This is a genomic window from Saccharomonospora xinjiangensis XJ-54, assembly GCF_000258175.1.
In the GTDB taxonomy this organism is placed as follows: Bacteria; Actinomycetota; Actinomycetes; order Mycobacteriales; family Pseudonocardiaceae; genus Saccharomonospora; species Saccharomonospora xinjiangensis.
Genome location: NZ_JH636049.1, coordinates 1740057 through 1764781, shown reverse-complemented (window position 1 = coordinate 1764781; position 24725 = coordinate 1740057). Strand labels below are relative to the sequence as shown.

The following is a 24725-nucleotide window of genomic DNA, read 5'->3' as shown; positions in this document are numbered from 1 at the left end:
GAGCGGACGTGCCTACAGGAGGACGACGACCGCGATCACGGCGGCCACGACCACGATCGCGGCGAGCGCCCACAACAGTATCCGCCGCGACGACGGTGCCGGGTCCACTCCCGCCACGGCACCTCGTGTGGCGGGCGCGGCGGTCGCGGCAGTAACGGACCCGGCAGGCGGCACTCTCGGTGGGGGCGGCATCAGGCGCACCGTCGGCATGGCAGGGGCCGTCGGCGGCACGAACCCGGCCTGCCTTCCCTTGCTCACCGCGCGCAGCGCGGACACGGTGTCCGCCAATGTCGGCCGCAGGTCGGGTTCCGAGCGCAGCAGCTTCTCCAGCGCAGCCGTCAAAGGCCCGCTTTGCGCGGGCACGACGGGGTCGTCCTCGCCTTCCTGACCGAACGGCGCCGAACCCTCCACGGCCCTGAACAGGGTGGCGCCGAGCCCGTACGCGTCGGCCTCCGTGGTCGGTGTCGCGCCGCGCTTGACCTCCGGAGCGAGGTAGGCCGGGTCGGGCGTGCCGCCGTGAATGCCGATGTCGGTGAGCTTCACACCGCCGTCGTCGGCGAGCAGGACGTTGCCCGGCTCCACAGCGCCGTGCACGACCCCGGCGTTGTGTGCCGACGCGAGTGCCGCGCCGAGCGCCGCGCCGAGGTAGCCCGCCTGCTCGGGCGTGAGGGTGCCGTGCTCGGCGAGGAAATCGGCCATGTTCCGCGACGGCACGTACTCCATGACGAGCCACACGTCGTCGCCGTCCTGCAGCGCGTCGTACACCGTCACCGCGCTCGGGTGAACCACCCGCATGGCGCGCTTGCCCTCGGCCAGCGCCGTTCTTCTCGCCTCGCCGGGCTCCCGATCAGGATCGAGGTACGTCGGTTTGGCCGCGACTGTCCTGTGCAGCATCGTGTCGAAGGCCAGCCACACGATGCCGGCCTTGCCACGGCCGATCGGCTGGTCGAGCCTGTACCGCTCACCGACGAGAGCGCCTTCGGTGTTCTTCACACGACCCCTTGTATCGCGATGCCGGTCAAACGAACATCAACGAAGCTGCCACGGTCACTCTGTGTTTCCCGCGGGTTCTGTCGGCTCGACATCGGGCGGAGGCTCCGACGACTGGCTGGTTCCGCCGTCGCCGTCTCCCGGCGTCGTGGTGTTCTGGTCGCCACCGTCATCGGTCGTGGTGGTCTGCTGACTGCTGGACGGCAGGTCGTTGGTGGTGCTGTCGGCAGGCGCGTCCGGCTGCTCTTGATCGTCGAGGCCCTGGCCGGGATCGGTTCCCGGTTGCGCCGGGTTCTCCGGCTGCACGACGTCCTGCGTCGTCGTCGTGGTCACCTCCGACGACCACGACGAACTTGGCCACGACTCGGTGGTGCCGCCGATGGGGCGCTGTTCGCCTGGAGAATCGGGGGCGTTGCCACCACGGTCACCGAAGATCCAGATGGCGAAGGCGGCCATGCCGACGACCACGACGGCGCCGATGGCCGCGGGGATCTTCCAGTTCCCCTTATCACCCGAGTCCTCGGAACTGGGTGGCGGGCGATCGTAGTCGCGACCCGCGCCGTGATCACGCCCCCCGTATGCCGCCGTTTCGGCGGGCACGGCAGGCGTGGCTCGCGTCGGCTGGGCGGCCGGAGCTACGGCAGTGCGGTCGAGCGTGCCGCCGTCGCGATGGTTTCCCGCGCCTGCGTCGTAGTCGTCGTAGTCGCCGTAGCCGCCGTAGTCGTCGTGAGCCCCGTATGCCGTGCGCGGCTGTGCCGTCGTCGGCGGGGCCTCCTCGTAGTACTCGTCGGCCGCGTAACGATCGCCGGGATCGCCGGGATCGCCGTAGCCGTTGTAGTCGTCGTACTCGTCGTCGAGGTTCCCGGAATGGCCTCTCGCGTAGTCGGCGGCCGAGGCGCCCAGCACCCCACCGACCGCGCCCGCGCCCGCGGCACCCAGCACGGCCGTGCCGTTGCCTGGCCCGCTGTGCGCGCGGGTGGGGTCATCGCCGGCGCCACCGAGTGGTGTCTCGCCTCTGGCGACCGCGCTCAGGAGTTCCTCGCACTCCGCCGCTGTCGGCCGGTGTGAGACCTCGGGATGCAGCATCACGGCGAGCACGCTGGTCAACGGTCCGGAGCGGCGCGGAGGGTTGATCTGTCCCGCGGCGACGGCGTGAAGGAGACCCAGGGTGTTCTCGCTGAGCCCGAACGGGGGTTGCCCCTCCGACGCGGCGTACAGGGTTGAGCCGAGGGAGAAGATGTCCGACTCGGGGCCAGGATCTCCACCGATGGCGACCTCGGGGGCGAGGTAGGCGGGGGTCCCGGCGATCATTCCGGTCTTGGTGACCGTGACGTCGTCCTTAGCCCGCGAGATACCGAAGTCGGTGATCTTTACGAGGCCGTTGTCCGCGAGGAGGATGTTGCCGGGCTTGATGTCCCGATGGACGATCCCCACGGCGTGCGCCTCGGTGAGCGCGGCCGCGATCTGCGCCCCGATCTTGGCCACCTCGATGGGCGGCAGAGTGGTGTGCTTCTGGAGTTCCTGTGCCAGGTTTCTGGACGGCAGATACTCCATGATCAGACATGGTCTGCCGCTGTCGTCCATGACCACGTCGAACACCGAGATGGCGTTCGGGTGGTGCAGCCGGGCAGCGATCCGGCCCTCGCGCATGGTGCGTTGCCGCGCGTCCTCGGCTTCGTTCTCGTCGAGACCGGGCTGGAGCAGCAGCTGCTTGATCGCGACCGTCCGGTGAAGCACCTCGTCGTGTGCTTGCCAGACGGCACCCATGGCACCGGTCCCGATCCGCTTGATGACACGGTAGCGGCCGGCGACCAGGCGACCCTCGTCGCTCACGCGACCTCCTTCGGGCTCGCACATACCGGAGTTCGTGTGCCGGCTTACCGAGACCGACCCACATCAGACTAGGCTGACTACCCTGTGCACACACGGGGGGCACGCTCGGGGAAAGGATCACGCCCCGATCGAGGGCCACGGTAACGGGCTTACAAGGTCGATGAGCTTACAGGGTCCGGATCGACAGCAGTGTCGCCTGGTTGATGACCGGCTGCGGACCGTCACTGAAGCCGAGTAGCTGGGTGATTCGCAGCGGGCTCCCGTAAGCCGGTTTCATGGTCACCACAACCGTGACGGAGCCATCCGCCTCCTGGTTCACGTGCTCGACCACCACCGACGTCAGGGATCGCCACGCCTTCAGCAAGACGTCCTGCTCGTCGCCCACCAGGTCGGGTGCGACTCGCGCCAGCGCTGTCTCGGGAGCCGAGCCCACCAGGTCGTAGAAGTCGCGTACTGCGGCCAGTACGTCATGGGGAGCCGGTTCCAGTTCGGGACTCAGAGGCTCGGATCGGGCGGAACCCGTGCCTGTGGCGGTGGTGGCCGCCTCGTCGGCGAGATGGTTCCTTGTCGCGCGGCTGCTCGTGGCGTCGGCATCGTGCTCGCCGTGCTCGCGGTGCTCGGTGTCCGGGCTCGGGCCGCCGGGGGCTGCCTCCATCTTCGGAATGCTCTTGCCGCTCGCCCCGGTGTCCGCCGATGAGGACGCCGGGCCCTCGGTGCTCGGGCTCGCATCCTCCGAGCCAGGCAGAGCGAAACCGCCGAGCGCGGCGGCACCGGTGATGTCGCGGTGTGCTGCTGAGTCGTCGTCCGGCCTGCCGGAGTCGTCAGCGAGTGCCGAGGCCACCACCACCGACACCACCAGGGCTGCCGTGGCGAGAAGCAGAGCGATCAGTTTCGCTCTCCGGGCGAACGTGCTCTCTGGTTCGTCGGCAGGTGCCCGGTCGGCTCCGCCGGGGTCACCGTCCATGTCGTCGGCGGCCTGATCGTCGAATCCCATGCCGAATTGCTCGATCGAAAGGCCTCGCCGGGTTCGGTCGTCTACGACGACCATGGGCTCCTGCCCGTGATGGCGCCGGTCGTGCACTGCTTGCCCTCGCCTGCGTTGATGATGTGGCTGTCGTCCTGCCGTGCGGTGCGTGGACTCCGCGACCCAGACAACTCGTTCGCCGAGCCGTTTACCAGGACTTGTCGGTGGACAGCATGCGGTTCACGACGAACGGCGTGGCATGTCACTCGACAGGAGTAATTTTCAACCATTCAGCGATCAGCACGTGCAGGTGAATGTGCGAAAAGCCGTGCATCAGCAGGTGAACAAGGCTGTTGACGGCTGCGGCGCGCGGGTTCCTGCCACCTCGTTCACCGGGTATCGGCCTCGATCAGGTCGTCGTCACCGAAGACGAGCTTGCGGGTCTGTTCCTCTGTCGAACCGTCCACGTAGGTGACCTCGACGGTGTTGAGCGTGTAGCCCCTGTTGGGATCGACGTAGACCTCGCGCACCTCGAAGTAGGCCACGTCCGAGTACCTCTCCGCGAGACCCTCCACGCCCTGTGCCGCCAGGTCACCGGTAGTCAGGGCGTGCGCGGCCTCGGGGTCCTCCGTGACGGTGTTGAGGAAGTCCTGCGATCGTTGCGCCAGCGTGTCGGTGTCGTGCGGAGCCCACAGGACGACAGGGGCGCTGTCGGTGGGGGCGGGAGTGACCGGCGGCTTCACCATCGGGGGCACGTCGGAGGACGGTGCGCCGGGATCACCCTGTCCGCCCTCGGGTGCGCCGCCGTCGAGGTGCCCGGTGGTGTCGTCGGCGAGGGCGGGCGACGCGTTGTTGCTCTGGTGTGCGGCGGGCTTGTCCTCGCCCTCACGTGGTGCGGCGTCGCCCTCGCGACTGTCCTCAGTGGCCCGCTCCGCTGCGGTGTGCCGATCGGTACGCGGGGTGCCGTTGCCGCCGTCGCTCGGCAGTGTGGGCTGCGGTGAGCTGTGGTCGGGCCAGGTCTGCATGGCCCTGCTGCTCTCGGCAGGGTCGTTCATCAGCGCCGTGCCCGCGAGGAGCATCGCCGCGACGGCCGCGCCCGAAGCGGCGCTGGCGAACCACGCGGCCTTCCGCCAGGTACGGGGCGGCGTCACCGAGGCCGGAACCGAACCGAGATCGAACTTGTCGAGCCCACCGGGGGGCGCGACGTAGATGCGCGAGTCATCCGGAGCGGTGAGGTGCCGCGTGGACCGCGGTGTGGATCGTGGCGCGGCCAGCAAAACTGTCGTTCGCCGGATGGTGGGTCGCTCGGCCTCGGCATCATCCTCGCCGATCGGCAGAACCCCGCTTGCCGGGGTGAACTCGACGTCGCCCGTGCGCGCGGCGACAGGGGGCAGCGGAATCGGAAGGGAAATCGGCTCGGTGCGGGCGTGGGAAGCACCGCTGCCGGGAGACGGGGTCCACGTACCCGGTGCCGGCCGGTGCCGGTGACCGGAGCCGGGAACGCTGGGGAGGGGGTTGGTGTCGGAGACTTGGCCTGAGCCGCAACCACGAGCCGGACCTCCAGCGAGATCCACGGGGCCTGTGTCCTCGAGGGACGCGGCTCGGCCGGGTCCGTTCGCGACGTCGGGTGTGCCGTTCATGCCGGGTGGACGCCTCCTCCCGCTGCTGCCACCGCGCCGGACGGTACCGCCGTGGCGGGATCGGGGCGAGGGACGCCGTGTGCCCGTGTGCCCGCACGTGAACCCTCACGCGCAGGCCGCCGGACTCCGATGTCCGCGACTCCCCTCGCACTCACCTCAAGCAGGGTAGGAGCTTTCCGCCCTGGTGGTGGGCCGAGAGCGCCGACGACCGCCCGATTCACTCGGTCGGGGGCACGGGTGCCTGCTCTGTTGTCGGCACCGCCGACCGTGCTCTGTTGTCGGCACCGCCGACCGTGCTCTGTTGTCGGTACCGCCGACCGTGCTCTGTTGTCGTCGGCCTTGCTCACCCGCCGCTGCGATAGCGAGTCTGCGTTGACTGAAGTGCCTTGGTCGCCACCGCGCCCGAGCCCACGGCGAGTACGACCGCCAGGATGTCCATCACGGTTCCTCCCGCTGTGAAGAGCAGGGCCACGACGGCACCGGCCGTCGCGCCGCCCGCGATCGGCCATCGCGATCGCACGTAGTCGGCGATCGGGCCGCCGCCCGCCCGCTTGTTCGCCGCGCTGTTCAGCATGGCCAGGTACCCGACGTGGGCGAGCGCGGCGAGCAGGCTCGCGATCGCGATCACGACGGCGATGATGTTGATGATGTCCATGACACCAGTGTGCCGCCAGCCTGGGAGGCCGTGGGTCAGGGAGATCCCCGAAAAATCCGGGCGGCTCTAGCGCCCGAGACGTCCCCTTCCGAGATTGAGCAGCGCCATCGCGAGCTGCCTGCCCTCGGGACCCAGTTCCCGGTAGCGCGCGAGGACGTCCATCTCGCGGTTGTAGACGATTCGGGGACCGCCCGCGGCCATCCTGGCCGCGCCGATCGTCCTCGACACCTCGGCACGGCGTTTCACCAGCCTGAGGATCTCCGCGTCGAGCCAGTCGATCTCCTGGCGAAGCTCGTCGATCTTCTCGTCGCCGGTGGCCGGGGTCTGGCCTGCCGTGCCGGTGTCGCGGGTCCTGGCGTTCATCGTGACCTCTTCTCGCTTGCGGAGGTGGTCCGTCCCGAGACGACGAAAGCCCCGGGTCCGGAGGACTCCGAGGCTTTCGTGACGACTTGTGGCACTACGCGGTCACGGGAGCCGGAGTCCGGATCCCGTAGAAAAATCGAGTCACGTCGTGTCGCACGGCGTCGAGTATGCCACACGATCGGCCTGTCGGACTCCACAGGTAGCGTGGACTCACGATGAACACCCTGTTCGATCTTCCCTCCGAATCCCCAGGCCGTCACCCGCGTTCCGGACGCCGTGACGGACACGGCGAACCGAGCGCGGCGGCGCCGGTGCCCGCTGAACTGCTCGACGACCTCAACCCCGCGCAGCGTGCGGCTGTGGAGCACCACGGACGGCCGCTGCTCGTCGTCGCGGGTGCGGGCTCGGGCAAGACTCGTGTGCTGACGAGGAGGATCGCCTACCTGCTCGCCGCGAGGGACGTGCATCCCGGTCAGATCTTGGCGATCACCTTCACCAACAAGGCCGCGGCCGAGATGCGCGAGCGGGTCGCCGGCCTCGTCGGCCGCCGCGCGGGCGCGATGTGGGTTTCGACGTTCCACTCGATGTGCGTGCGCCTTCTGCGGCGTGAGGCGAAGACGCTGGAGATGACCTCCAACTTCTCCATCTACGACGCCGACGACAGCAGGCGGCTGATGACGCTGGTCGGCAGGGATCTCGACCTCGATCCGAAGCGGTACTCGGCGCGGGCGCTGACCGCGCACGTGTCGAACTGGAAGAACGAGCTGATCGACCCCGAGGACGCGGCCGCCTCGGCGGCGAGCGACTTCGAGCGGAAGGCCGCGGACGCCTACCGCGAGTACCAGCGCAGGCTCGCGCAGGCCGGCGCGATGGACTTCGACGATCTGATCATGCGGACCGTCGAGCTGTTCCAGGCGTTCCCCGACGTGGCCGAGCACTACCGGCGACGGTTCCGCCACGTGCTCGTCGATGAATACCAGGACACCAACCACGCGCAGTACACGCTGGTGCGCGAACTCGTCGGTACCGCACCGACCGAGACGGGCGTCGCGCCCTCCGAGCTGTGTGTCGTCGGCGACGCCGACCAGTCCATCTACGCCTTCCGGGGCGCGACCATCCGGAACATCGAGGAGTTCGAGCGCGACTTCCCTGACGCGCGGACGATCCTGCTCGAGCAGAACTACCGCTCGACCCAGACGATCCTGTCGGCGGCCAACGCCGTGATCGCGCGCAACCCCGGCCGCCGCGACAAGCGGCTCTGGACCGACGCGGGCGACGGCGAGCGCATCGTCGGCTACGTGGCGGACAACGAGCACGACGAGGCCGCCTTCGTCGCCGGGGAGATCGACGCGCTGGCCGACCGGGGCGAGGCGACGTACTCCGACGTCGCCGTCTTCTACCGGACCAACAACCAGTCGCGGGTGTTCGAGGAGATCTTCATCCGGCTCGGGCTGCCGTACCGGGTCGTCGGCGGGGTGCGGTTCTACGAGCGCAAGGAGGTCAGGGACGCGCTCGCCTACCTGCGGGTGCTGGCCAACCCCGAGGACACCGTGAGCCTGCGCCGCATCCTCAACGTGCCGAAGAGGGGCATCGGCGACCGCGCCGAAGCCGTCGTCGCCACGCACGCCGAGCGGGAACGCATCTCGTTCGCCGCCGCGCTCCGCGACGCCGTCGAGGGACGGATCCCGCTGTTGAACACGCGGTCCCAGAAAGCAGTCGGCGGGTTCGTGGAGCTTCTCGACGGGCTGAGGGAGCTGGTGGACGAGGGCGCCGACGTCGCCGACGTGCTGGAGGCCGTCCTCGACCGCACCGGCTACCGCGCCGAGCTGGAGGAGTCGAAGGACCCGCAGGACGCCTCCCGGCTCGAGAACCTCGACGAGCTCGTGACGGTGGCGAGGGAGTTCACGGAGTTCGCACAGACCGTGCTGGCGGAATCCGGTGCGGAGGACGCCGGGGACGAGCCGGAGGCCGGCGTTCCCGAGCCGGGATCGCTGCCCGCCTTCCTGGAACGGGTGTCGCTCGTGGCCGACGCCGACTCGATCCCGTCACCGGACGGCGGTGCCGACGGTGCCGACGGCGGCACAGACCAGGGCGTCGTCACGCTGATGACCGTGCACACGGCCAAGGGGCTGGAGTACCCCGTGGTGTTCTGCACCGGCTGGGAGGACGGCGTGTTCCCCCACCTGCGTGCCCTCGGCGAGCCGAAGGAACTCGCGGAGGAACGCAGGCTGGCGTACGTGGCCATCACCCGCGCCCAGCGCAGGCTCTACGTGTCGAGGGCCTTGGTGCGCACCGCATGGGGGCAGCCCATGAGCAACCCCGCGTCGCGGTTCCTCGACGAGATCCCCGAGGAGCTTCTCGACTGGCGGCGGCAGGCGCCGTCGCGGGACTCCGGTTCTCCCAGGGCGGCCACCACGTGGGGACGCAGGCCCGGAACGGGTGCGGACTCGGCGCAGGCCGGGCTCGCGGCAGGCGGGATGCGCACGACGTCGTTCCAGGGATTTGGAACGGGACGGCGTGGCGATGCCTGGAAGAGCACGGTCGCGCTCAAGCTCGACGTCGGTGACCGGGTCAACCACGACAAGTACGGGCTCGGCACCGTGGTGGCCACCGAGGGCGCTGGCCCGAGGGCGACGGCCACCATCGACTTCGGCAGTGCGGGAACGGTTCGGCTCATGCTGATCGGCAGCGTGCCGATGGTGAAGCTTTAGCAGGTTTCCGTCTTCGGCGGCACTTTTTGTCGGTGCCGTGCGCTACCGTTCTCCTCGAACACAAGTTCGACGGGGAGTGGTCATGGCGGGTCGCGTCGCAGCCGGGGTGGTGTCCGGCTCGGGGACAGGCGCGACACACGGCGCGGCCCGGGGGTCGATCGACTCCCGGGCCGCGTGCGACGTCGAATCCGTCTTCCGGGGGTGTGCCGGATCGCCGTCGGGCGGATCGGAATGCGTGGGTGGATCAGAAGTAGACGCCGCGGGCGGCCAGCCAGGCCTGCGGGTCGATCTTCTGGCCGTTCTGGTGGACCTCGAAGTGCAGGTGCGGGCCGGTGGACTGGCCTCGGTTGCCGATCACGGCGATCTGCTCGCCCGCCTTGACCTGCTGGCCGACGGAGACGGAATAGCTGTCCATGTGGCCGTAGACGTGGATCGTGCCGTCGTCGAGTTGAACCCGGACCCAGAGACCGAATCCGCTGGCCGGTCCCGCTTCGATCACCGTGCCGTCGGCGGCCGCGACGATCGGCGTGCCGATGCTGTTGGCGATGTCGATGCCGTAGTGGGTGGTGCCCCAGCGGGCGCCGTAGCCGGAGGTGAACACGCCCTGCGCGGGAGCGACGAACTTGGGGCGCGCTGCCTCCTCGGCCGCCCTGCGGCGTTCCTCCTCCTCGCGTTCGAGGCGCTCCTCGGTGAGTTCCGCGCTCTCGGTGAGTTTTTTGGCCTCTTCGGAGGCGTCGGCGGGGGCGTCGGCCACCTGGAGCAGTACCGGAGCGCCGACGCGGGCGTTGCCACCGACGCCTGCGGCGCCTCCGGTGGTCATGGTCGCGCTCGCGTCGTTGGCGTTCGCGAGAGGAGCCACGTCGGTCCGCCGCTCGGCGGAGTCGCCGGACGCGGTCTGGAGAGTCTGCCCTGCTGCCGCAGCGGCGAACGCGCCTGCCGCGACGGCGGCCACCATCACGCGGCCTCGCAGTGCCGACGACGGCACGGGAAGCCGGTGAGAACCCCGGGCACGAACGACAGCACTGTCCAGTGCTTCTTCGAGTGCCGGGGAAGGACCTTGGCCGCCGGGGGAGCGGTGTCGAGCCAAGACAGCGCCTTCCGTTACTCGGGGAAGTCAGTTCGCGATCCGCCGGGCGGGGGGACCCGGTTGAGCGGTGTCGGGGGTACCGCTCGTGGTTCGTGATCTGACCGTAATGGGGACTGCGGGACAGTAACGAAATGGTGGCGCTGTGGGCAAGGTGCGCCTCGCAATCGGGCCGTAACAGTGGGTCGTCACAGCCGGATTGGATGCCATGACGACAGGTAGAACGAGGTTCACTTGTGATCTGTGATGTGCATTACAATCAGGCAACCGGAGGTTTCGAACGGTCGATTCGAGGTCTCGATCTCCGTGTCTTTCGCGCCGCTGCGATCGGCGGTGCGGCTGCCCGTCACCGCACCTGTGCCGCCACCGCATCGCCCGGCGGAACGGACGCCTGTGATGGCGGCCCGGCGCCCCTCGCCGTCAGGGCGTGGCAGGGGCGGTCCCGTTACGCTCGTCGCCGGAAAGTCGGTGTCCCGCGCGGGATAGTTCCGTCACGGGCGCACCGTGCTAGTCGCAGGCTGTTACGGGGGTAGATCATCGGACCACGACGCGGAGACACCGCCGCCGCACCGGAGTCAGCTTCACCGTCCCGCCCTGCGGCGTCCGGCCCCGGCCGTCCGCTGCTCGGCGCCGCGATGGCCTTCGCGTTCGCGGGCACCGGGCTGAGGGTCCTCGGGAGTGTCGCCCGGCCGCTGGAGGGCACGGAGAGGGGCTTCGCGAGCGCCCCGTTGCTCGTGGCGCTCGCCGTCGCGCCGGTTCTGCTCGCCGGGTTGCTCGTCGCGCGGTCGAACCGTGCCGCTGGCGCCGCCGTCCTGCTCGGCGCGGCTCTGCTCGCGCCAGGAGCGGCCTTGGTGGATCTTCAACTCGTCGTGGACCCTTCGGTCGCATCCCGGCCCGAGCTGTACCTGCCCACCGACCTGTCACTGCCGGAACCGGCGCTCGGCCTGTGGGCGCTGCTCGCGGGCCACGGCGCTGTCCTGATCGCGGGTCTGCTGTCGTTTGCCGCGTTACGGAGTGAATGGGGCGCAACCGGCGACGGCTCCGGTCTCACCGGCCTCGCCGACCCCGCCGATTCCGGCGGTGCCGTCGCGGCCTGGCGTCGCCGGTACGTCCGCGTCGCGCTGCCTGCCGCGGTGGCAGGGGCGTGCGGGCTGGTGATGACACCGTTCTACTCGGCCGATGTGTACCTGCTCGCGCAGAACGCGTTCGAAGGTCCGTCCGTGGAGCTCGTCGGCAGTGTGCTGTGTGCGCTCGCGCTGCCGGTCGGCGCGGTACTGCTCGTGGCGGGGGCTCGCGAAGTGCCGGTGGCGCGCGGCGGCTTGGGCGGTCTCGCACTGGCGCTCGCGGCTGTAGGGCTGCCGTCGCTGGTCGCGGCGTTTGCCATGTCGTCTCTCGAGGTCGGTGCCGGGTCGGTGCTTGCCGTCGTGGGCGCGGCAGGACTGGCCGTGACGGCGGGCGCGTTCCGGGCCGGCTCGGACGGGGAGGGGAACTCTCCGGGGAGTGCCACGGAAGGTGCGGCAACCACGATTCCGGGCAGGCGAAAGCTGGAGATCACCACCGGCGTGCTCGCCGTGATCACCGGGGTGCTGTCGGTGGCAGGCTCCCTGCTGCCGCAGGTGGAGCTGGGCGGGGGCGGCCCCGCGCCGCAGAGCCCGGCGCGGTGGCTGCTGCTCGCCGCAGGGCTGCTCCTCGGCATCGTGGGGCTCGCGTTGTTCTCCGGCCGCCTCGCGCCAGCGGTGCGGCCGGTGGTGTCGATGCTCTGGGTCGGTGTCCCCCTCGCCGCGGCAGCCGTGCTGGACACGGCCCTCACCAGCGGTTACACCCCCTCCGTGCTCTCGCTGGCCGGCCCCGGCGGTCCCGCGTTCAGGGAGCACCTGGCGGCGGGGTCGATCGGTTCGGGTCCCGGCGTGCTGTGGGCGTGGCTGGCGATGGTGACGGCGCTGGTCACCGTGTGCTGCTCCGTGCTGGCCGGCGTTGTGGAGCGCGAGGACCTCGACGAGGAGTACGGGGAGGAGCCCGGAATCGAAGGTGGCGGCATTTCAGGGGTGGGGCTTCGGATGCTCACCCCGTTGACGGCGGCGGCGGTGCTGAGCGTCGCCGCGTTCGCGACTCCGATGGTGACGGCTCCTGGATATGTCGAGACGGGACTGCTGTCGGAGGTGGGGCCACCGACCTGGGGCCTCGTCGCGGCCGTGCTCACCGTGACCGGTGGCTGTGCGCTCGCGGCCAGGAGCAGGCCGGCGCGGGCTGCGGCGCTGCTCGCAGGCGCGGCCTGTGTCGTGGGTTTGCGCGCGGCCACGGTGCCTCTGGTCGGGGGTGAGGTCGAAGGGGCGTCGGCCGGTCTCGGGCTGTGGTTCTCGCTCGCCGCCGTCGTGGCGCTGGGGGTGTGCGCGGTGATCGCCGTTCGGGGTCACCGCAGGGCATGACAGGGTGGCCGCCGGGGTATGCCGGGGGCGCCACCCTCACCGGGCGCACCGTGTTCACGAGCGGCGTTTCCGAGCGCGATTTTCGCCACACCGCCCAGCTCAGAAGGGGTGCGGTGACCGAGTTCACCTGACGTGGGCGACGTCGTCCCTCGGCAGGTCGATAGGGTCAACGGCGTCCGGCAGCACGGTTTCTCGAAAACCACATTGGCGTGTCGTCAGGAGACTGAAGTAGTGGACCTCTACGAGTATCAGGCGAAAGAACTTTTCGCCGCCCACGGCGTCCCGGTACTGCCCGGAACCGTGGTCGGCGAGGCTGAGGAAGCCCGCCGGGCGGCCGAGGAGATCGGCGGCCAGGTGGTTGTGAAGGCTCAGGTGAAGACAGGTGGCCGGGGCAAGGCGGGCGGTGTGAAGCTCGCCGCGAACCCGGACGAGGCGGTGGAGAAGGCCCGAGCGATCCTCGGACTGGACATCAAGGGACATGTGACGCGCCGTGTGCTGGTGACAGAGGCGTCCGAGATCGCGGAGGAGTACTACTTCTCGTTCCTGCTCGACCGCGCCAACCGCACCTTCCTCGCCATGGCCTCGGCCGAAGGTGGCGTCGAGATCGAGCAGCTCGCCGTCGAGCGCCCCGAGGCTCTCGCGAAGGTCCCGGTGAACCCCCTCACGGGTGTTGACCTCGACAAGGCTCGCGAGATCGTCGCCGAGGCCAACTTCCCCGAAGCCGTCAGGGAGAAGGCGGCCGAGGTGGTCGTCAAGCTGTGGGAGACGTTCGTCGCGGAGGACGCCACGCTCGTCGAGGTGAACCCGCTGGTGCGCGACCCGAAGGACGAGATCGTCGCCCTCGACGGCAAGGTGACGCTCGACGACAACGCGGAGTTCCGCCAGCCGAAGCACGCGGACCTCGTCGATGTGCAGGCGGAGGACCCGCTCGAGGCCAAGGCCAAGGCCAAGGGCCTCAACTACGTGAAGCTGGACGGCTCTGTCGGCATCATCGGCAACGGCGCGGGCCTTGTGATGTCCACGCTGGACGTCGTGGCCTACGCGGGTGAGCGCCACGGTGGTGTGCGCCCCGCGAACTTCCTCGACATCGGTGGCGGCGCCTCGGCCGAGGTCATGGCCGCGGGGCTCGACGTGATCCTGGGCGACGCGGACGTCAAGAGCGTGTTCGTGAATGTGTTCGGCGGCATCACCGCGTGCGACGCGGTGGCCACCGGCATCGTCGAGGCGTTGAAGATCCTCGGTGACGAGGCGACCAAGCCGCTCGTGGTGCGGCTCGACGGCAACAACGTCGAGGAGGGCCGCCGCATTCTCGCCGAGGCGGCGCACCCGCTCGTGACACTGGTGGACACGATGGACAGCGCGGCCGACAAAGCCGCCGAGTTGGCTTCGGCAGGTGCGTGAAAGACATGTCGATTTTCCTGAACAGCGAATCCAAGATCATCGTCCAGGGTCTCACCGGGTCCGAGGGCACCAAGCACGCCACCAAGATGCTGGCGGCTGGCTCGAACATCGTCGGTGGCGTCAACGCCCGCAAGGCGGGGCAGACCGTCACCATCAACGGTAAGGACCTCACCGTCTTCGGCACGGTTGCCGAGGCCATGAAGGAGACGGGCGCCGACGTCAGCGTGATCTTCGTGCCGCCGAAGTTCGCGAAGGACGCGGTGATCGAGGCCATCGACGCCGAGATCCCGCTCGCTGTCGTGATCACCGAGGGCATCCCGGTGCACGACTCTGCCACGTTCTGGGCCCACGCCTGCGCGAAGGGCAACGTCACGCGCATCATCGGCCCGAACTGCCCCGGCATCATCTCGCCGGGACAGTCCAACGCGGGCATCATCCCGGCCGACATCACCGGCCCCGGCAAGATCGGTCTGGTTTCGAAGTCGGGCACGCTGACCTACCAGATGATGTACGAGCTGCGTGACATCGGCTTCTCGACGGCCATCGGCATCGGCGGTGACCCGATCATCGGCACCACGCACATCGACGCGCTCGAGGCGTTCCAGGCTGACCCGGAGACCGAGGTCATCGTGATGATCGGTGAGATCGGCGGTGACGCGGAGGAGCGCGCGGCGGAGTACATCAAGGCCAACGTCACCAAGCCCGTCGTCGGTTACGTCGCCGGTTTCACGGCGCCGGAGGGCAAGACCATGGGCCACGCCGGAGCGATCGTCTCGGGTTCGTCCGGCACCGCGCAGGCGAAGAAGGAGGCCCTCGAGGCCGCCGGTGTGCGGGTCGGCAAGACCCCCACCGAGACCGCCGAGCTCGCGCGCGAGCTGTACAAGGCACTCTGAGGACGGACGGCACCGTCCGCGTTCTCGGGAGGACAACGGGGCTGGGCACGGGTGTGCCCGGCCCCGTTCCGTGTCAGGACCGACCTGTGTAAAAAGGGCAGCGGAACGTCGAAACCGCGCGCGGTCCCGCCGCGTCGAAGAGCGTGGGCGAGTAATCGGCACCGTCGGGTGCGACCGTGGCGTGCACGTCCGGACCGCGCCTCGGCCGACCGCGCGTTCTTCGAGCTCGAGACGACAGGAGATCACGGATGACCTTCCCGAGCGGCACGCCGGGTGGATACCCGGGCCAGGGCCCGCAGCAGACGAACCAGCCGTATCCGGGGGCGCCGTCCACCGGACGTGCGGCGCTGCCGCTGCCGCAGATCCTGCTGCTGGCGACGGGCGGACTCGGGGTGCTCAACCTCTTCCTCGCCTTCGCGAACGTCGGCGGAGACAACAGCTTCTACCAGGCCGGACTGGGCTGGATTCCCGCCTTGCTGCTGGTCGCCGGTGTGACCGCCGTGATCGGCTACCTGCCGGGGGACGCGAAGCCGGGTCCGTGGCCCGCCGTGTTGTCGGTGGGGGTCGTCCTTGCCTACCTCTTCACCGTGTTCCAGGTCGATGGCCTCGGCGCTGGCGGCGTGCTGGTGCTGATCTTCGGTCTCGCGCAGCTGGGCACCGCGGTGGCGGCCTACCTGCTGGATGCGGGGATCCTCAAGCCGGGTGGCGCGAAGCCCCAGCCGTACGGTCAGGGTTTCGCACCGCAGACCGGTGGTTTCGGTCAGCCGCAGCAGGGGCCTGTGCCGGGGCACCAGCCGCAGCAGGGACAGCCCCAGCACTCCCAGTTCGGCGGCGCCCCGCAGAGTCAACCCGGTCAGCAGCCGGGCCAGCCCGGCCAGCACAGTCAGCCCGGCCAGCCCGGTTCGTCGTCGGAGTCCTCGGGTGGCATGGCCCAGCCGACGAAGTTCGCTGAGCCGGTGCAGCCGCCCCAGCAGCAGCCCACCGCCTACGCGCCGCAGCACGGCCAGTTCTTCCAGCAGCTGCCCGGCGAGTCGAACCCCGGCCAGCAGGGCAGCACGGGTTCGTCCGGCAGTTGATCCGTCGTCCCGCAATCCTCACGAGGGTGAGCCCCGTCCCACCGTGTCCTCGGTGGCGGCGTGGCTCACCCTCGTGAGCGGGCACGGGTGCGAGGGTGCCCAGCATGGGCAGACCGACCGTGGGCGACCGGGGCGTGGGACTCGACCGCGTCCGGGTGCTCGTCGGCGCCGCGTTAGGCCCGGTCGTCACCGGGTACGCGATCGTGGCGAGCGTGCTTGTCGTCGTGATGGCTCTCGCGCCGGGGACTGAGTTCTCCCCGGCAGGTGTGCTGGCCGCCGCGTGCCCCGCGTGGCTGGCCGCGTACCAGGTGCCGCTCGACATCGGTGGCGCACCGCTCGGCGTGTTGCCACTCTTGCCGACTTTCGCCGTCGGATTGCTGGTCTTCCGCGCCGCGATGTCGGCGGTTTACCGGCTCGACGACCTCGACGGGAGTAGGCCGGGGTTTGTGTCCCGTGGCATCGCCGTGGTCGGTGTGGTCGCGGGAGCGCACGCACTCACCGCGGTGGTCTTCGTCGGCGTGTCCATCGGTTCCCCCGTTGAGGCGCGGTTCCCCGACGCGATCGTGCTGCCGACGGCACTGGCGGCAGGCGCGGCCCTGCTGGGGGTCGCGGCGGCGTCGCCGGGGTGGTGGCTCGATCGGCTCGACCCCGTGGCCGTGCGCGGGGTGCGTGCGGGCCTCGCCGCGTTCTGCGCGGTCGTCGCGCTGGGCGCCATCGCATTCACGGCGGCGACGGTGGCGGCGTGGTCAACGCTGGGGAAGCTGTTCGACGCGTTCTCCCCCGACCCGGGGAGTGCGGTGGGCATGCTGTTGCTGTCGATCGCGTACGTGCCGAACGCCGTGGTGCTCACGTCGAGTGTGCTCACCGGTGGTGGCTTCACGCTCGGGGCGGTGTCGGTGAGTGCCTTCTCGATGACGCCCGGCCCGGTGCCCGCGATCCCGGTGCTCGCGGGTCTGCCTGCCGAGTACGGCTCGTGGTGGCCCCTGCTGCTCGCCGCTCCCGCGATCGTCGGCGCGCTGGCCGGCTGGTCTCTGCGGGACGTCGAAGGGGGCGTCGGTGCGCGGTTGCGTGCCGTGGTCGTGGCGGGGGTGGTGTGCGGGTTCTGCGCGCTGGTGGTGGCGGCGTTCACAGGGGGCCAGCTCGGCGGCGGTGAGTACAGCCCTGTGTCGCTGCGAGCCGAGGTGTTCTCGCTCACCGCGTTCGGGCTCGTCGTCGTGCCCGGCAGCGTCGTGGCGTGGCTGACCGGCGGCAACACCAGTTCCCGTCGCACCCCTCGGCGGCAAGGTCGGCGGCGCGGCCTTTAGGGTTGGTGTCACCAGCTCAGTTGCCGTGCGCACGGCGCACGCCCGGCGAGGAGATCCCACTGGCTATCCGTTTGCAGCTTCCGGCGCGGGCGAGGACGGTGGTCCTCGCCTCCGGTTCGGGAACTCTTTTGCAGGCCGTGCTCGACGCGGCGGCCGAGGAGTCCTACCCGGCCGAGGTCGTGGCGGTGGGAACCGACCGCGAGGCGGTGCGGGCACTCGCCAGGGCCGAGAGTGCCGGCGTGCCGACGTTCACGGTGAAGGTCGGCGACCATCCCGATCGGGCGGCGTGGGACAAGGCCCTCACCGAGGCCGTGGCCGCCCACGATCCCGACCTCGTCGTCTCGGCTGGTTTCCTCAAGATCCTCGGGCCTGAATTCCTCGCCCGCTTTCCCAACAGGGTCGTGAACACGCACCCCGCTCTGCTTCCCGCGTTTCCCGGCATCCGTGCCGTCGCGGACGCGCTGGAACTCGGCGTCAAGGTCACCGGCTGCACGGTCCATTTCGTTGACGCCGGTGTGGACACCGGGCCGATCATCGCGCAGGAGGCCGTCGCCGTGGAGCAGGGCGACGACGAGGCGACGCTGCACGAGCGCATCAAGGCCGTGGAGCGCAGGCTTCTCGTGGACGTCATCGCGAAACTTGGTCGTGCCGGATGCACTGTGGACGGACGGAAGGTGAGGTTCTCGTGAGCGAGCGGACCCCGGAGGCGGGCAGGCGGCCCGTGCGGCGTGCGTTGATCGGTGTGTCCGACAAGAGCGGGCTGCTGGAACTGGCCACCGGGCTGCACGCGGCGGGGGTCGAGATCGTCTCGACGGGCGGAACGGCGAAGGTCATCGCCGCGGCGGGTGTGCCCGTGACGCCGGTCGAGGAGGTCACCGGGTTCCCGGAGTCGTTCGACGGCAGGGTGAAGACGCTGCACCCGAGGGTGCACGCCGGGTTGCTCGCCGACACGACACGCGAGGACCACCTCGCTCAGCTGCGTTCGCTCGACATCGCTCCGTTCGAGCTGCTCGTGGTGAATCTGTACCCGTTCGAGAGCACGGTCGCATCGGGGGCGGGGCCGGACGACTGCGTCGAGAACATCGACATCGGTGGCCCCGCGATGGTGCGCGCGGCGGCGAAGAACCATGCGAGCGTCGCGGTCGTCGTGGACCCGTCGCGGTACGACTGGGTGCTTCAGCGGGTGCGTGACGGTGGGTTCGACCTCGAAGAGCGCCGCCGTCTCGCGGCGGAGGCCTTCGCACACACCGCCGCCTACGACACGGCGGTGGCGTCGTGGTTCGCGAGTTCCTATGCGCCCGACGCCGAGGCGAGCGAGAGCGGTTTCCCCAGCTTCCTCGGTGGTTCCTGGCAGCGTCACGCCGTACTGCGCTACGGCGAGAACCCGCACCAGCGGGCCGCGATCTACCGCGGCAAGGACGGTGGTGGCCTCGCATACGCCGAGCAGTTGCACGGCAAGGAGATGTCGTACAACAACTACGTTGACACCGATTCGGCGCGCAGGGCGGCGTTCGACTTCACCGACCCGGCCGTGGCGATCATCAAGCACGCCAACCCGTGCGGCATCGCGGTGGGGGTGGACATCGCCGACGCGCATCGGAAGGCACACGCGTGTGACCCGGTGTCGGCCTTCGGCGGGGTGATCGCGGCCAACCGGCCGGTGACCCTGGAGATGGCGGAGCAGATCGCGGACGTGTTCACCGAGGTCGTGCTCGCACCCGGCTTCGACGACGACGCACTGGAAGTGTTGCGGCGCAAGAAGAACATCCGGTTGCTGCGCCTTCCGGATCGCCTCGGCTCCGAGGAAACGGAGCTGAGGCCGATCTCCGGTGGTGTGCTCGTGCAGACCGCCGACCGCATCGACGCCGAGGGCGACGACGTGGCCAACTGGACACTCGCCACCGGCGAGCCCGCCGACGCCGCGGCCCTGGCCGACCTGGCGTTCGCGTGGCGAGCGATCAGGTCGGTGAAGTCGAACGCGATCCTGCTCGCGCACGGCCAGGCCACCGTGGGTGTGGGGATGGGCCAGGTGAACCGCGTTGACGCGGCACGGCTGGCCGTGAGCAGGGCAGGCGAGCGCGCGAAGGACGCTGTGGCGGCCTCGGACGCGTTCTTCCCGTTCCCCGACGGGCTCCAGGTGCTGCTCGACGCCGGTGTGCGCGCGGTGGTGCAGCCCGGCGGTTCGGTGAGGGACGCGGAAGTGATCGCCGCGGCCGAGGCCGTGGGAGCCACGGTCTACTTCACCGGAACCCGGCATTTCACCCACTGACACCTGCGGATGCCCGAGGACGTCGATTGAAATCCCCGCGTGCTCAGGTGCCGACCTCGTTCTTTCCTGACGGGGTCGCCGCCGCGTACCGGGACGCCAGCTCCCGCACGTGTGCCACCAGCTCGGGTGGGTCCGTGACCTCGAAGGGCGCGCCGAGCAGGCCGAGATAGACGGCGAGGACCTCCACCGTGTCGGCGCCCGTGTGCAGCACGCACGTGTGTTCGTCGATGGCCTCCACGACGCCGACGGCGGGGGAGAGGCGTTCGGTGACCTTCGCGGCAGGGGCGTGCACCACGACGCTGGCGCGATGGCGCCACGCCGCCGACGACACGCCACGGGAGACGTGCGCGGCCGCGTCGCCACCGGGGATCTCGCGCGGGGTGAACCGTGGCCCCGTGGGGATCTTCGGTGTCATCCGATCGACACGGTAGGTCCGCCAGTCCTCGCGCTCGACGTCCCAGGCCAGCAGATACCAGCGCCGCCCCCACGTGACGACCCGGTGTGGTTCGGTGATGCGCCGGGACTGTTCGCCGTCGTGGGCGCGGTAGTCGAAGCGAAGGATCTCGTGGTCGCGTGCCGCCGTGACCAGGGTGGTGAGCACGTCCGCGTTCACGGTCGGGCCGCGGTCGTCCCTCGGTACGGCCGTGGTGTACGTGGTGAGCGCGTTCAACCGGTGCCGCAACCGTGAGGGCAGGACGCGTTCGAGTTTGGCCAGCGCGCGCAGGGAGGTCTCCTCGATGCCGGTGATGCTGCCTCCCGCGGCCGTGCGGAGACCGACGGCCACGGCCACCGCCTCGTCGTCGTCGAGCAGCAGGGGCGGCACGTTCGCGCCCGCTTCGAGGCGGTAGCCGCCGGAGGAACCGCGGGTGGCGTGGACGGGGTAGCCGAGCGTGCGGAGCCGTTCGATGTCGTTGCGCACGGTGCGAGGAGAGACGTCCAGCCGGGTGGCCAATTCCGTTCCCCGCCACTCGCGCGGTGTTTGAAGCAGGGCGAGCAGTCGCAGCAGGCGTGCCGAAGTTTCCAACATTTTTTCAGTGTCCCTCTTCTTTAGGAACGAAGTGTGCCTAAAGGCGCCGTAGCTTTGCAGACATGACGAACAGCACCGACATCCGCCCCTTCCGCATCGACGTTCCGCAGGCCGACCTGGACGACCTGCGAGCCAGGGTCCGCGCGGCGAGGTTCCCCGACGAGCTTCCCGGCGTGGGCGGCGACTACGGCGTCACCGTGGACTACGTGCGCACGCTCGCCGAGTACTGGGCCGACGGCTACGACTGGAGGGCGTTCGAACAGCGGGTCAACGCCTACCCGCAGTTCACCACCGAGATCGACGGGCAGAACATCCACTTCCTGCACGTCACCTCGCCGGAGCCCGACGCGTTGCCGCTCATCCTCACGCACGGCTGGCCAGGCTCGTTCGTCGAGTACCTCGACCTGATCGAGCCGCTCACCAACCCGAGGGCGCACGGCGGCGACCCCTCGCAGGCGTTCCACGTGGTGATTCCGTCGGTGCCCGGCTTCGGGTTCTCTGGGCCGACGCAGGAGAAGGGCTGGAACGTCCGGCGCGTCGCGGCGGCGTGGGCCGAGCTGATGAGCAGGCTGGGCTACACCCGGTACGGCGCCGTGGGTAACGACGGCGGGTCCATCGTGTCGCCCGAGGTGGGCAGGATCGCCCCGGACAACGTGGTCGGCGTGCACGTCACCCAGATCTTCTCCTTCCCGAGCGGCGATCCCGCCGAGATGACGGATCTCTCCGAGCAGGAGGCCGCCGCGCTGAAGCACCTGAACTGGTTCTGGGAGAAGATGGGCGCGTTCAATACGCTGCAATCGCAGCAGCCGCAGACGCTGGCGTTCGCGTTGCAGGACTCGCCCGTCGGGCAGCTCGCGTGGAACGGGCAGCTCTTCGGCGAGGCCGTGGACCCGGATTTCACGCTCGATAACGTGACGCTGTACTGGTTCACCAGGACAGCGGCCTCGGCGGCCCGGTTCTACTACGAGAACGCTCGCGTCGAACCTGCCACCGAGCCGACCGCCGTGCCGATGGGGCTGGCCATGCCGCCGGAGGACTTCCAGACGATCCGGCGTTTCGCCGAGCGGGACCACTCGAAGCTCGTGCACTGGACCGAACTGGAGCGCGGTGGTCACTACGCAGCGCATCAGGTACCCGACCTGATGGTGGCGGACCTGAGGAAGTTCTTCGGTTCACTGCGCTGAGCAGCGCGTTCTGCATCACTCGACCCGGTGCCCCCGCTTGACAGTGCGGGGGCACCGTCGTTTACTGAGGCTGTCGAACATGCGTTCGATTGCCGTCTTCCCCGCGGCGTAACCCACGTCCGTCGATTCGCTTCCGGATCGGCAGACGCGAAGTCGGTGTGAGGGGAGGTGAGGTCGATGTCCGAAGGCTCGCCCGTGGGCGTATCCCAGGGGTCGGTGACGAGGTTCCGGCCAGAGCGAACGGGAGTTTCCAGGGGTACCGTCGCTCGGCTGGCGTCACTGCCGGGGGTGAGCACGGCCAGCGCTGTGGCCGATGCCGCTGTGCACGCGAAGGCGGCGGGGCAGGTGCTCCCCGTGGCGCCCGCTCTCGCCGGGCTGCTGCCCCATGAGGGGTTGCGCCGGGGTAGCACGGTGTCGGTCAGGGGCTCGACGTCACTTCTGCTCACCCTGCTCGCCGAGGCGACGGCGCGGGGGTCATGGGCCGCGGTGGTGGGGTTGCCGCGGCTGGGCTTGGTGGCCGCCGAGGAACTCGGGGTGGAACTCAGCAGGTTCGCGCTGGTTCCCTACCCTGGCGCGGAGTTCCCGGCGGTCACCGCCGCCCTGCTCGACGGGCTCGACCTCGTGGCGGCGCGTCCTCCTCAAGGGAAAGGCGGCGAGACACTCGCGCGGCGGTTGTCGGCCAGGGCGCGGCAGCGTGGCGCGGTACTGCTTTCCCTCGGAGCGTGGCCGGGCGCGGAAGTCGAGTTGAGGTGCCGGACGGTGCGGTGGACCGGCACCGACGGCGGCTACGGTTACCTGCGCGCCAGGGAAGTGGTAGTCGAAGCCACAGGTAGGGCGGCTCTGGCTCGGCCGACACGGGCCACGGTATTGCTGCCGGGGCCGGACGGCGTGGCACGGGTGTCTGGGCCCGCTCCTTCCTCTGCTTCCTCCACCACGGTCGCCGGTGTGGCCGTCCCCGCTCCGGCACTGCCGGTGAGGGAGGTCGGATGACCAGGACCGCGCCTCCAGGATCCCCGGTGTCATCAGCGCCTTCGGCGTCGTCGGCACCTTCCGTGCCTTCGGGAGCGGCGGTGTCTTCAGGATCTTCTGTGCCTTCCGCACCTTCAGGGGTGTCCCTCTCCGCCCCTGCGCGGCGGCTGGTCTTGTGGTGCCCTGACTGGTCTGTGGTGGCGGCCTGCGCCTCGGCGAGGGTGTCTCCCCACAGCGCTTCCGCTGCTGCCGTTGTCGCGGGCAACCGCGTCGTGTCGTGCTCTCCCGCTGCCCGCAAAGCCGGGGTCGTCAGCGGGATGCGCCGCAGGGAGGCGCAGTCACGGTGCCCCGAGCTGACGGTGTTCACCGCCGACGAGGACAGGGATGCGCGGCTGTTCGAGTCCGTTGCCTCGGCGGTGGAGGAACTCGTCGTCGGTGTCGAGGTCGTGCGGCCGGGGCTCGTGGCGGTGCCTGTCGGCGGGGCCACCGCCTACTTCGGGGGAGAACTGCCGCTTGCCGAACAGTTGATGGACCACGTCGCCGCTCACGCGGGTGTGGAGTGTCAGATCGGTATCGCCGACGGGTTGTTCGCCGCCACAGTGGCGGCACAACGCGGGGTGTTCGTGGAACCCGGTGCCACTCCGGAGTTCCTTGCGCCGTTGAACATCGCCGAACTCGACCAGCCAGGATCGGAACGGGCGGAACTGGTTGACCTGCTGCGCAGGCTCGGCCTGCGGACCATCGGTGCCTTCGCGGCGCTCGCCGAACGCGACGTCACAGCCCGGTTCGGCCTGACCGGCCTCGTGGCTCACCGGCTGGCGAGAGGCCGTGACGAACGGCCGCCCTTCCGGCGAACCCCACCGCCGGAACTGGAACTCGTCGAGTCGTTCGACCCCGCGCTGGATCGGGTGGATACGGCGGCGTTCACGGCGAGGACACTGGCGACGCGGTTCCACTCCGGGCTGGCCGCACGGGGACTGGCCTGCACTCGGCTGGGGATCTACGCCACCACGGAGAACGGTGAGGAACTGGGCAGGGTCTGGCGCTGTGCCGAGCCACTCACCGCGGACGGGGTCGCCGACCGCGTCCGCTGGCAGTTCGAGGGCTGGCTGCGGACGGGAGACGGCAACCGCCCAACGGCGGGGGTGAGCCTGCTGCGCTTGGTCCCCGAGGAGCTCGTGGAGGGGGAGTCGCTGCAACTGGGGTTGTGGCCGGGTGGGGGCGCGGCCGAGCACACCCCCGAGTCCGACCGCGCGGGCAGGTCGCTGGTGCATGTGCAGGGGTTGCTGGGCCCGGAGGGTGTCGTCACGGCTGTGCTGGAAGGCGGCCGGGGGCCGGGCGAACGGGTGCGGTTGGTGCCGTGGGGCGAGCGGCGTTCACCTGGCGAGCCCGCCGACAAGGGCGACGCGCCGTGGCCGGGACGGCTGCCCGCTCCGTCCCCTGCCACGGTCCACGACCCGCCTCCCGCCGCTGTCGTGACAGCAGCCGACGGCACAGAGGTGGGCATCACCGCGCGCAACGAGGTCACGGCGGCCCCGTCTCAGGTGGCCTTCGGTGACGGCGGTCCCCGTCAGGTCGTCGAGTGGGCGGGGCCATGGGTGGTGCAGGCCCGCTGGTGGGCACCGGACGGCGAGGGTGCGCATGCTCGCCTGCAAGTGGTGCTCGACGCCGAACGGCGCGGACAAGGCGAGCCGACTGAGGCTGCGGGCCGGGGCGAGCCGGTATGGCGGGGTGAAGCAGCAGGCCCGGGTGAGTCGGCAGGGCCGGGTGAGTCGGCAGGGCCGGGTGAGTCGGCAGGGCCGGGTGAGTCGGCAGGGCAGGTGGAAGCGTTCCTGCTCCGGTGGAGCGCCGAACCAGGCCGTGGTCCGGCGTGGGTGGTGGAGGGGACGTACGACTAGCGGACGCGAGCGGAAAGAAATCAGGAACGAGATCAAGG

General features: G+C 70.0%; 19 protein-coding genes. 11 read left to right on the top strand and 8 right to left on the bottom strand.

The genetic code is table 11. From position 1 onward, the window contains the following. Nucleotides 1–12: 12 nt before the first annotated feature. The 6 genes from SACXIDRAFT_RS07415 to SACXIDRAFT_RS07390 all read right to left on the bottom strand — a co-directional run bounded on the left by SACXIDRAFT_RS07415 (nucleotide 13) and on the right by SACXIDRAFT_RS07390 (nucleotide 6445). Complete coding sequence (locus tag SACXIDRAFT_RS07415; protein ID WP_006237919.1) at nucleotides 13–993, bottom strand: serine/threonine-protein kinase; 981 nt, start codon at nucleotides 991–993, stop codon at nucleotides 13–15. 54 nt (nucleotides 994–1047) lie between these two features. After that, the gene (locus tag SACXIDRAFT_RS07410) at nucleotides 1048–2823 is read right to left on the bottom strand and encodes a serine/threonine-protein kinase (protein WP_006237918.1); all 1776 of its coding nucleotides are present in this window, start codon (nucleotides 2821–2823) and stop codon (nucleotides 1048–1050) included. Nucleotides 2824–2989: 166 nt separating this feature from the next. Then, nucleotides 2990–3871 carry a hypothetical protein gene (locus tag SACXIDRAFT_RS21755; RefSeq protein ID WP_157599649.1) on the bottom strand — a complete coding sequence of 294 codons (882 nt, stop codon included), beginning with the start codon at nucleotides 3869–3871 and terminating at the stop codon, nucleotides 2990–2992. 305 nt (nucleotides 3872–4176) lie between these two features. Then, nucleotides 4177–5427: a hypothetical protein gene (locus SACXIDRAFT_RS07400; RefSeq protein ID WP_006237916.1), complete on the bottom strand. Its 1251-nt coding sequence runs from the start codon at nucleotides 5425–5427 to the stop codon at nucleotides 4177–4179. A gap of 343 nt (nucleotides 5428–5770) precedes the next feature. After that, entirely contained in the window at nucleotides 5771–6082 is a 312-nt protein-coding gene (locus SACXIDRAFT_RS07395) for a hypothetical protein (RefSeq protein ID WP_006237914.1), read from the bottom strand. 66 nt (nucleotides 6083–6148) lie between these two features. After that, nucleotides 6149–6445 carry a chorismate mutase gene (locus tag SACXIDRAFT_RS07390; RefSeq protein ID WP_006237913.1) on the bottom strand — a complete coding sequence of 99 codons (297 nt, stop codon included), beginning with the start codon at nucleotides 6443–6445 and terminating at the stop codon, nucleotides 6149–6151. Between the two features lie 215 nt (nucleotides 6446–6660). Here SACXIDRAFT_RS07390 and pcrA point away from each other — a divergent pair, with 215 nt between their 5' ends. After that, nucleotides 6661–9156, top strand: a complete 2496-nt coding sequence (gene pcrA, locus SACXIDRAFT_RS07385; protein WP_006237912.1) for a DNA helicase PcrA — start codon at nucleotides 6661–6663, stop codon at nucleotides 9154–9156. A 244-nt stretch (nucleotides 9157–9400) separates the two neighbouring features. Here pcrA and SACXIDRAFT_RS07380 read toward each other — a convergent pair whose 3' ends face one another. Continuing rightward, the gene (locus tag SACXIDRAFT_RS07380) at nucleotides 9401–10111 is read right to left on the bottom strand and encodes a M23 family metallopeptidase (RefSeq protein WP_006237911.1); all 711 of its coding nucleotides are present in this window, start codon (nucleotides 10109–10111) and stop codon (nucleotides 9401–9403) included. Nucleotides 10112–10875: 764 nt separating this feature from the next. Here SACXIDRAFT_RS07380 and SACXIDRAFT_RS07375 point away from each other — a divergent pair. The 7 genes from SACXIDRAFT_RS07375 to purH all read left to right on the top strand — a co-directional run bounded on the left by SACXIDRAFT_RS07375 (nucleotide 10876) and on the right by purH (nucleotide 19609). Continuing rightward, nucleotides 10876–12666: a hypothetical protein gene (locus tag SACXIDRAFT_RS07375; RefSeq protein WP_006237910.1), complete on the top strand. Its 1791-nt coding sequence runs from the start codon at nucleotides 10876–10878 to the stop codon at nucleotides 12664–12666. 231 nt (nucleotides 12667–12897) lie between these two features. Beyond that, complete coding sequence (gene sucC / locus SACXIDRAFT_RS07370; RefSeq protein WP_006237907.1) at nucleotides 12898–14067, top strand: ADP-forming succinate--CoA ligase subunit beta; 1170 nt, start codon at nucleotides 12898–12900, stop codon at nucleotides 14065–14067. Nucleotides 14068–14072: 5 nt separating this feature from the next. After that, on the top strand, nucleotides 14073–14960 hold the full coding sequence (gene sucD, locus SACXIDRAFT_RS07365) for a succinate--CoA ligase subunit alpha (protein ID WP_006237906.1): 888 nt from the start codon (nucleotides 14073–14075) through the stop codon (nucleotides 14958–14960). 248 nt (nucleotides 14961–15208) lie between these two features. Beyond that, nucleotides 15209–16036, top strand: coding sequence for a DUF5336 domain-containing protein (locus SACXIDRAFT_RS07360; RefSeq protein ID WP_006237904.1), 828 nt, complete (start codon nucleotides 15209–15211; stop codon nucleotides 16034–16036). A 104-nt stretch (nucleotides 16037–16140) separates the two neighbouring features. Next, nucleotides 16141–17340 (top strand): cell division protein PerM, encoded by a 1200-nt coding sequence (locus SACXIDRAFT_RS07355; protein WP_006237903.1) that lies wholly within the window; start codon nucleotides 16141–16143, stop codon nucleotides 17338–17340. A 71-nt stretch (nucleotides 17341–17411) separates the two neighbouring features. Further along, nucleotides 17412–18029: a phosphoribosylglycinamide formyltransferase gene (purN, locus tag SACXIDRAFT_RS07350; RefSeq protein ID WP_006237902.1), complete on the top strand. Its 618-nt coding sequence runs from the start codon at nucleotides 17412–17414 to the stop codon at nucleotides 18027–18029. Next, complete coding sequence (gene purH, locus SACXIDRAFT_RS07345) at nucleotides 18026–19609, top strand: bifunctional phosphoribosylaminoimidazolecarboxamide formyltransferase/IMP cyclohydrolase (protein WP_006237901.1); 1584 nt, start codon at nucleotides 18026–18028, stop codon at nucleotides 19607–19609. Before purN ends, purH begins: the two co-directional genes overlap by 4 nt. 43 nt (nucleotides 19610–19652) lie before the next feature. Here purH and SACXIDRAFT_RS07340 read toward each other — a convergent pair whose 3' ends face one another. Then, nucleotides 19653–20636, bottom strand: coding sequence for a helix-turn-helix transcriptional regulator (locus tag SACXIDRAFT_RS07340; protein WP_006237900.1), 984 nt, complete (start codon nucleotides 20634–20636; stop codon nucleotides 19653–19655). A 62-nt stretch (nucleotides 20637–20698) separates the two neighbouring features. Here SACXIDRAFT_RS07340 and SACXIDRAFT_RS07335 point away from each other — a divergent pair, with 62 nt between their 5' ends. From SACXIDRAFT_RS07335 to SACXIDRAFT_RS07325, 3 genes are all read left to right on the top strand, one after another. After that, the gene (locus SACXIDRAFT_RS07335) at nucleotides 20699–21820 is read left to right on the top strand and encodes an epoxide hydrolase family protein (protein WP_006237899.1); all 1122 of its coding nucleotides are present in this window, start codon (nucleotides 20699–20701) and stop codon (nucleotides 21818–21820) included. Nucleotides 21821–21997: 177 nt separating this feature from the next. Next, entirely contained in the window at nucleotides 21998–22810 is an 813-nt protein-coding gene (gene imuA', locus SACXIDRAFT_RS07330; protein WP_006237898.1) for a DnaE2-dependent mutagenesis accessory factor ImuA', read from the top strand. 98 nt (nucleotides 22811–22908) lie between these two features. Next, nucleotides 22909–24687: a DNA polymerase Y family protein gene (locus tag SACXIDRAFT_RS07325; protein ID WP_408640374.1), complete on the top strand. Its 1779-nt coding sequence runs from the start codon at nucleotides 22909–22911 to the stop codon at nucleotides 24685–24687. Nucleotides 24688–24725: the final 38 nt, after the last annotated feature.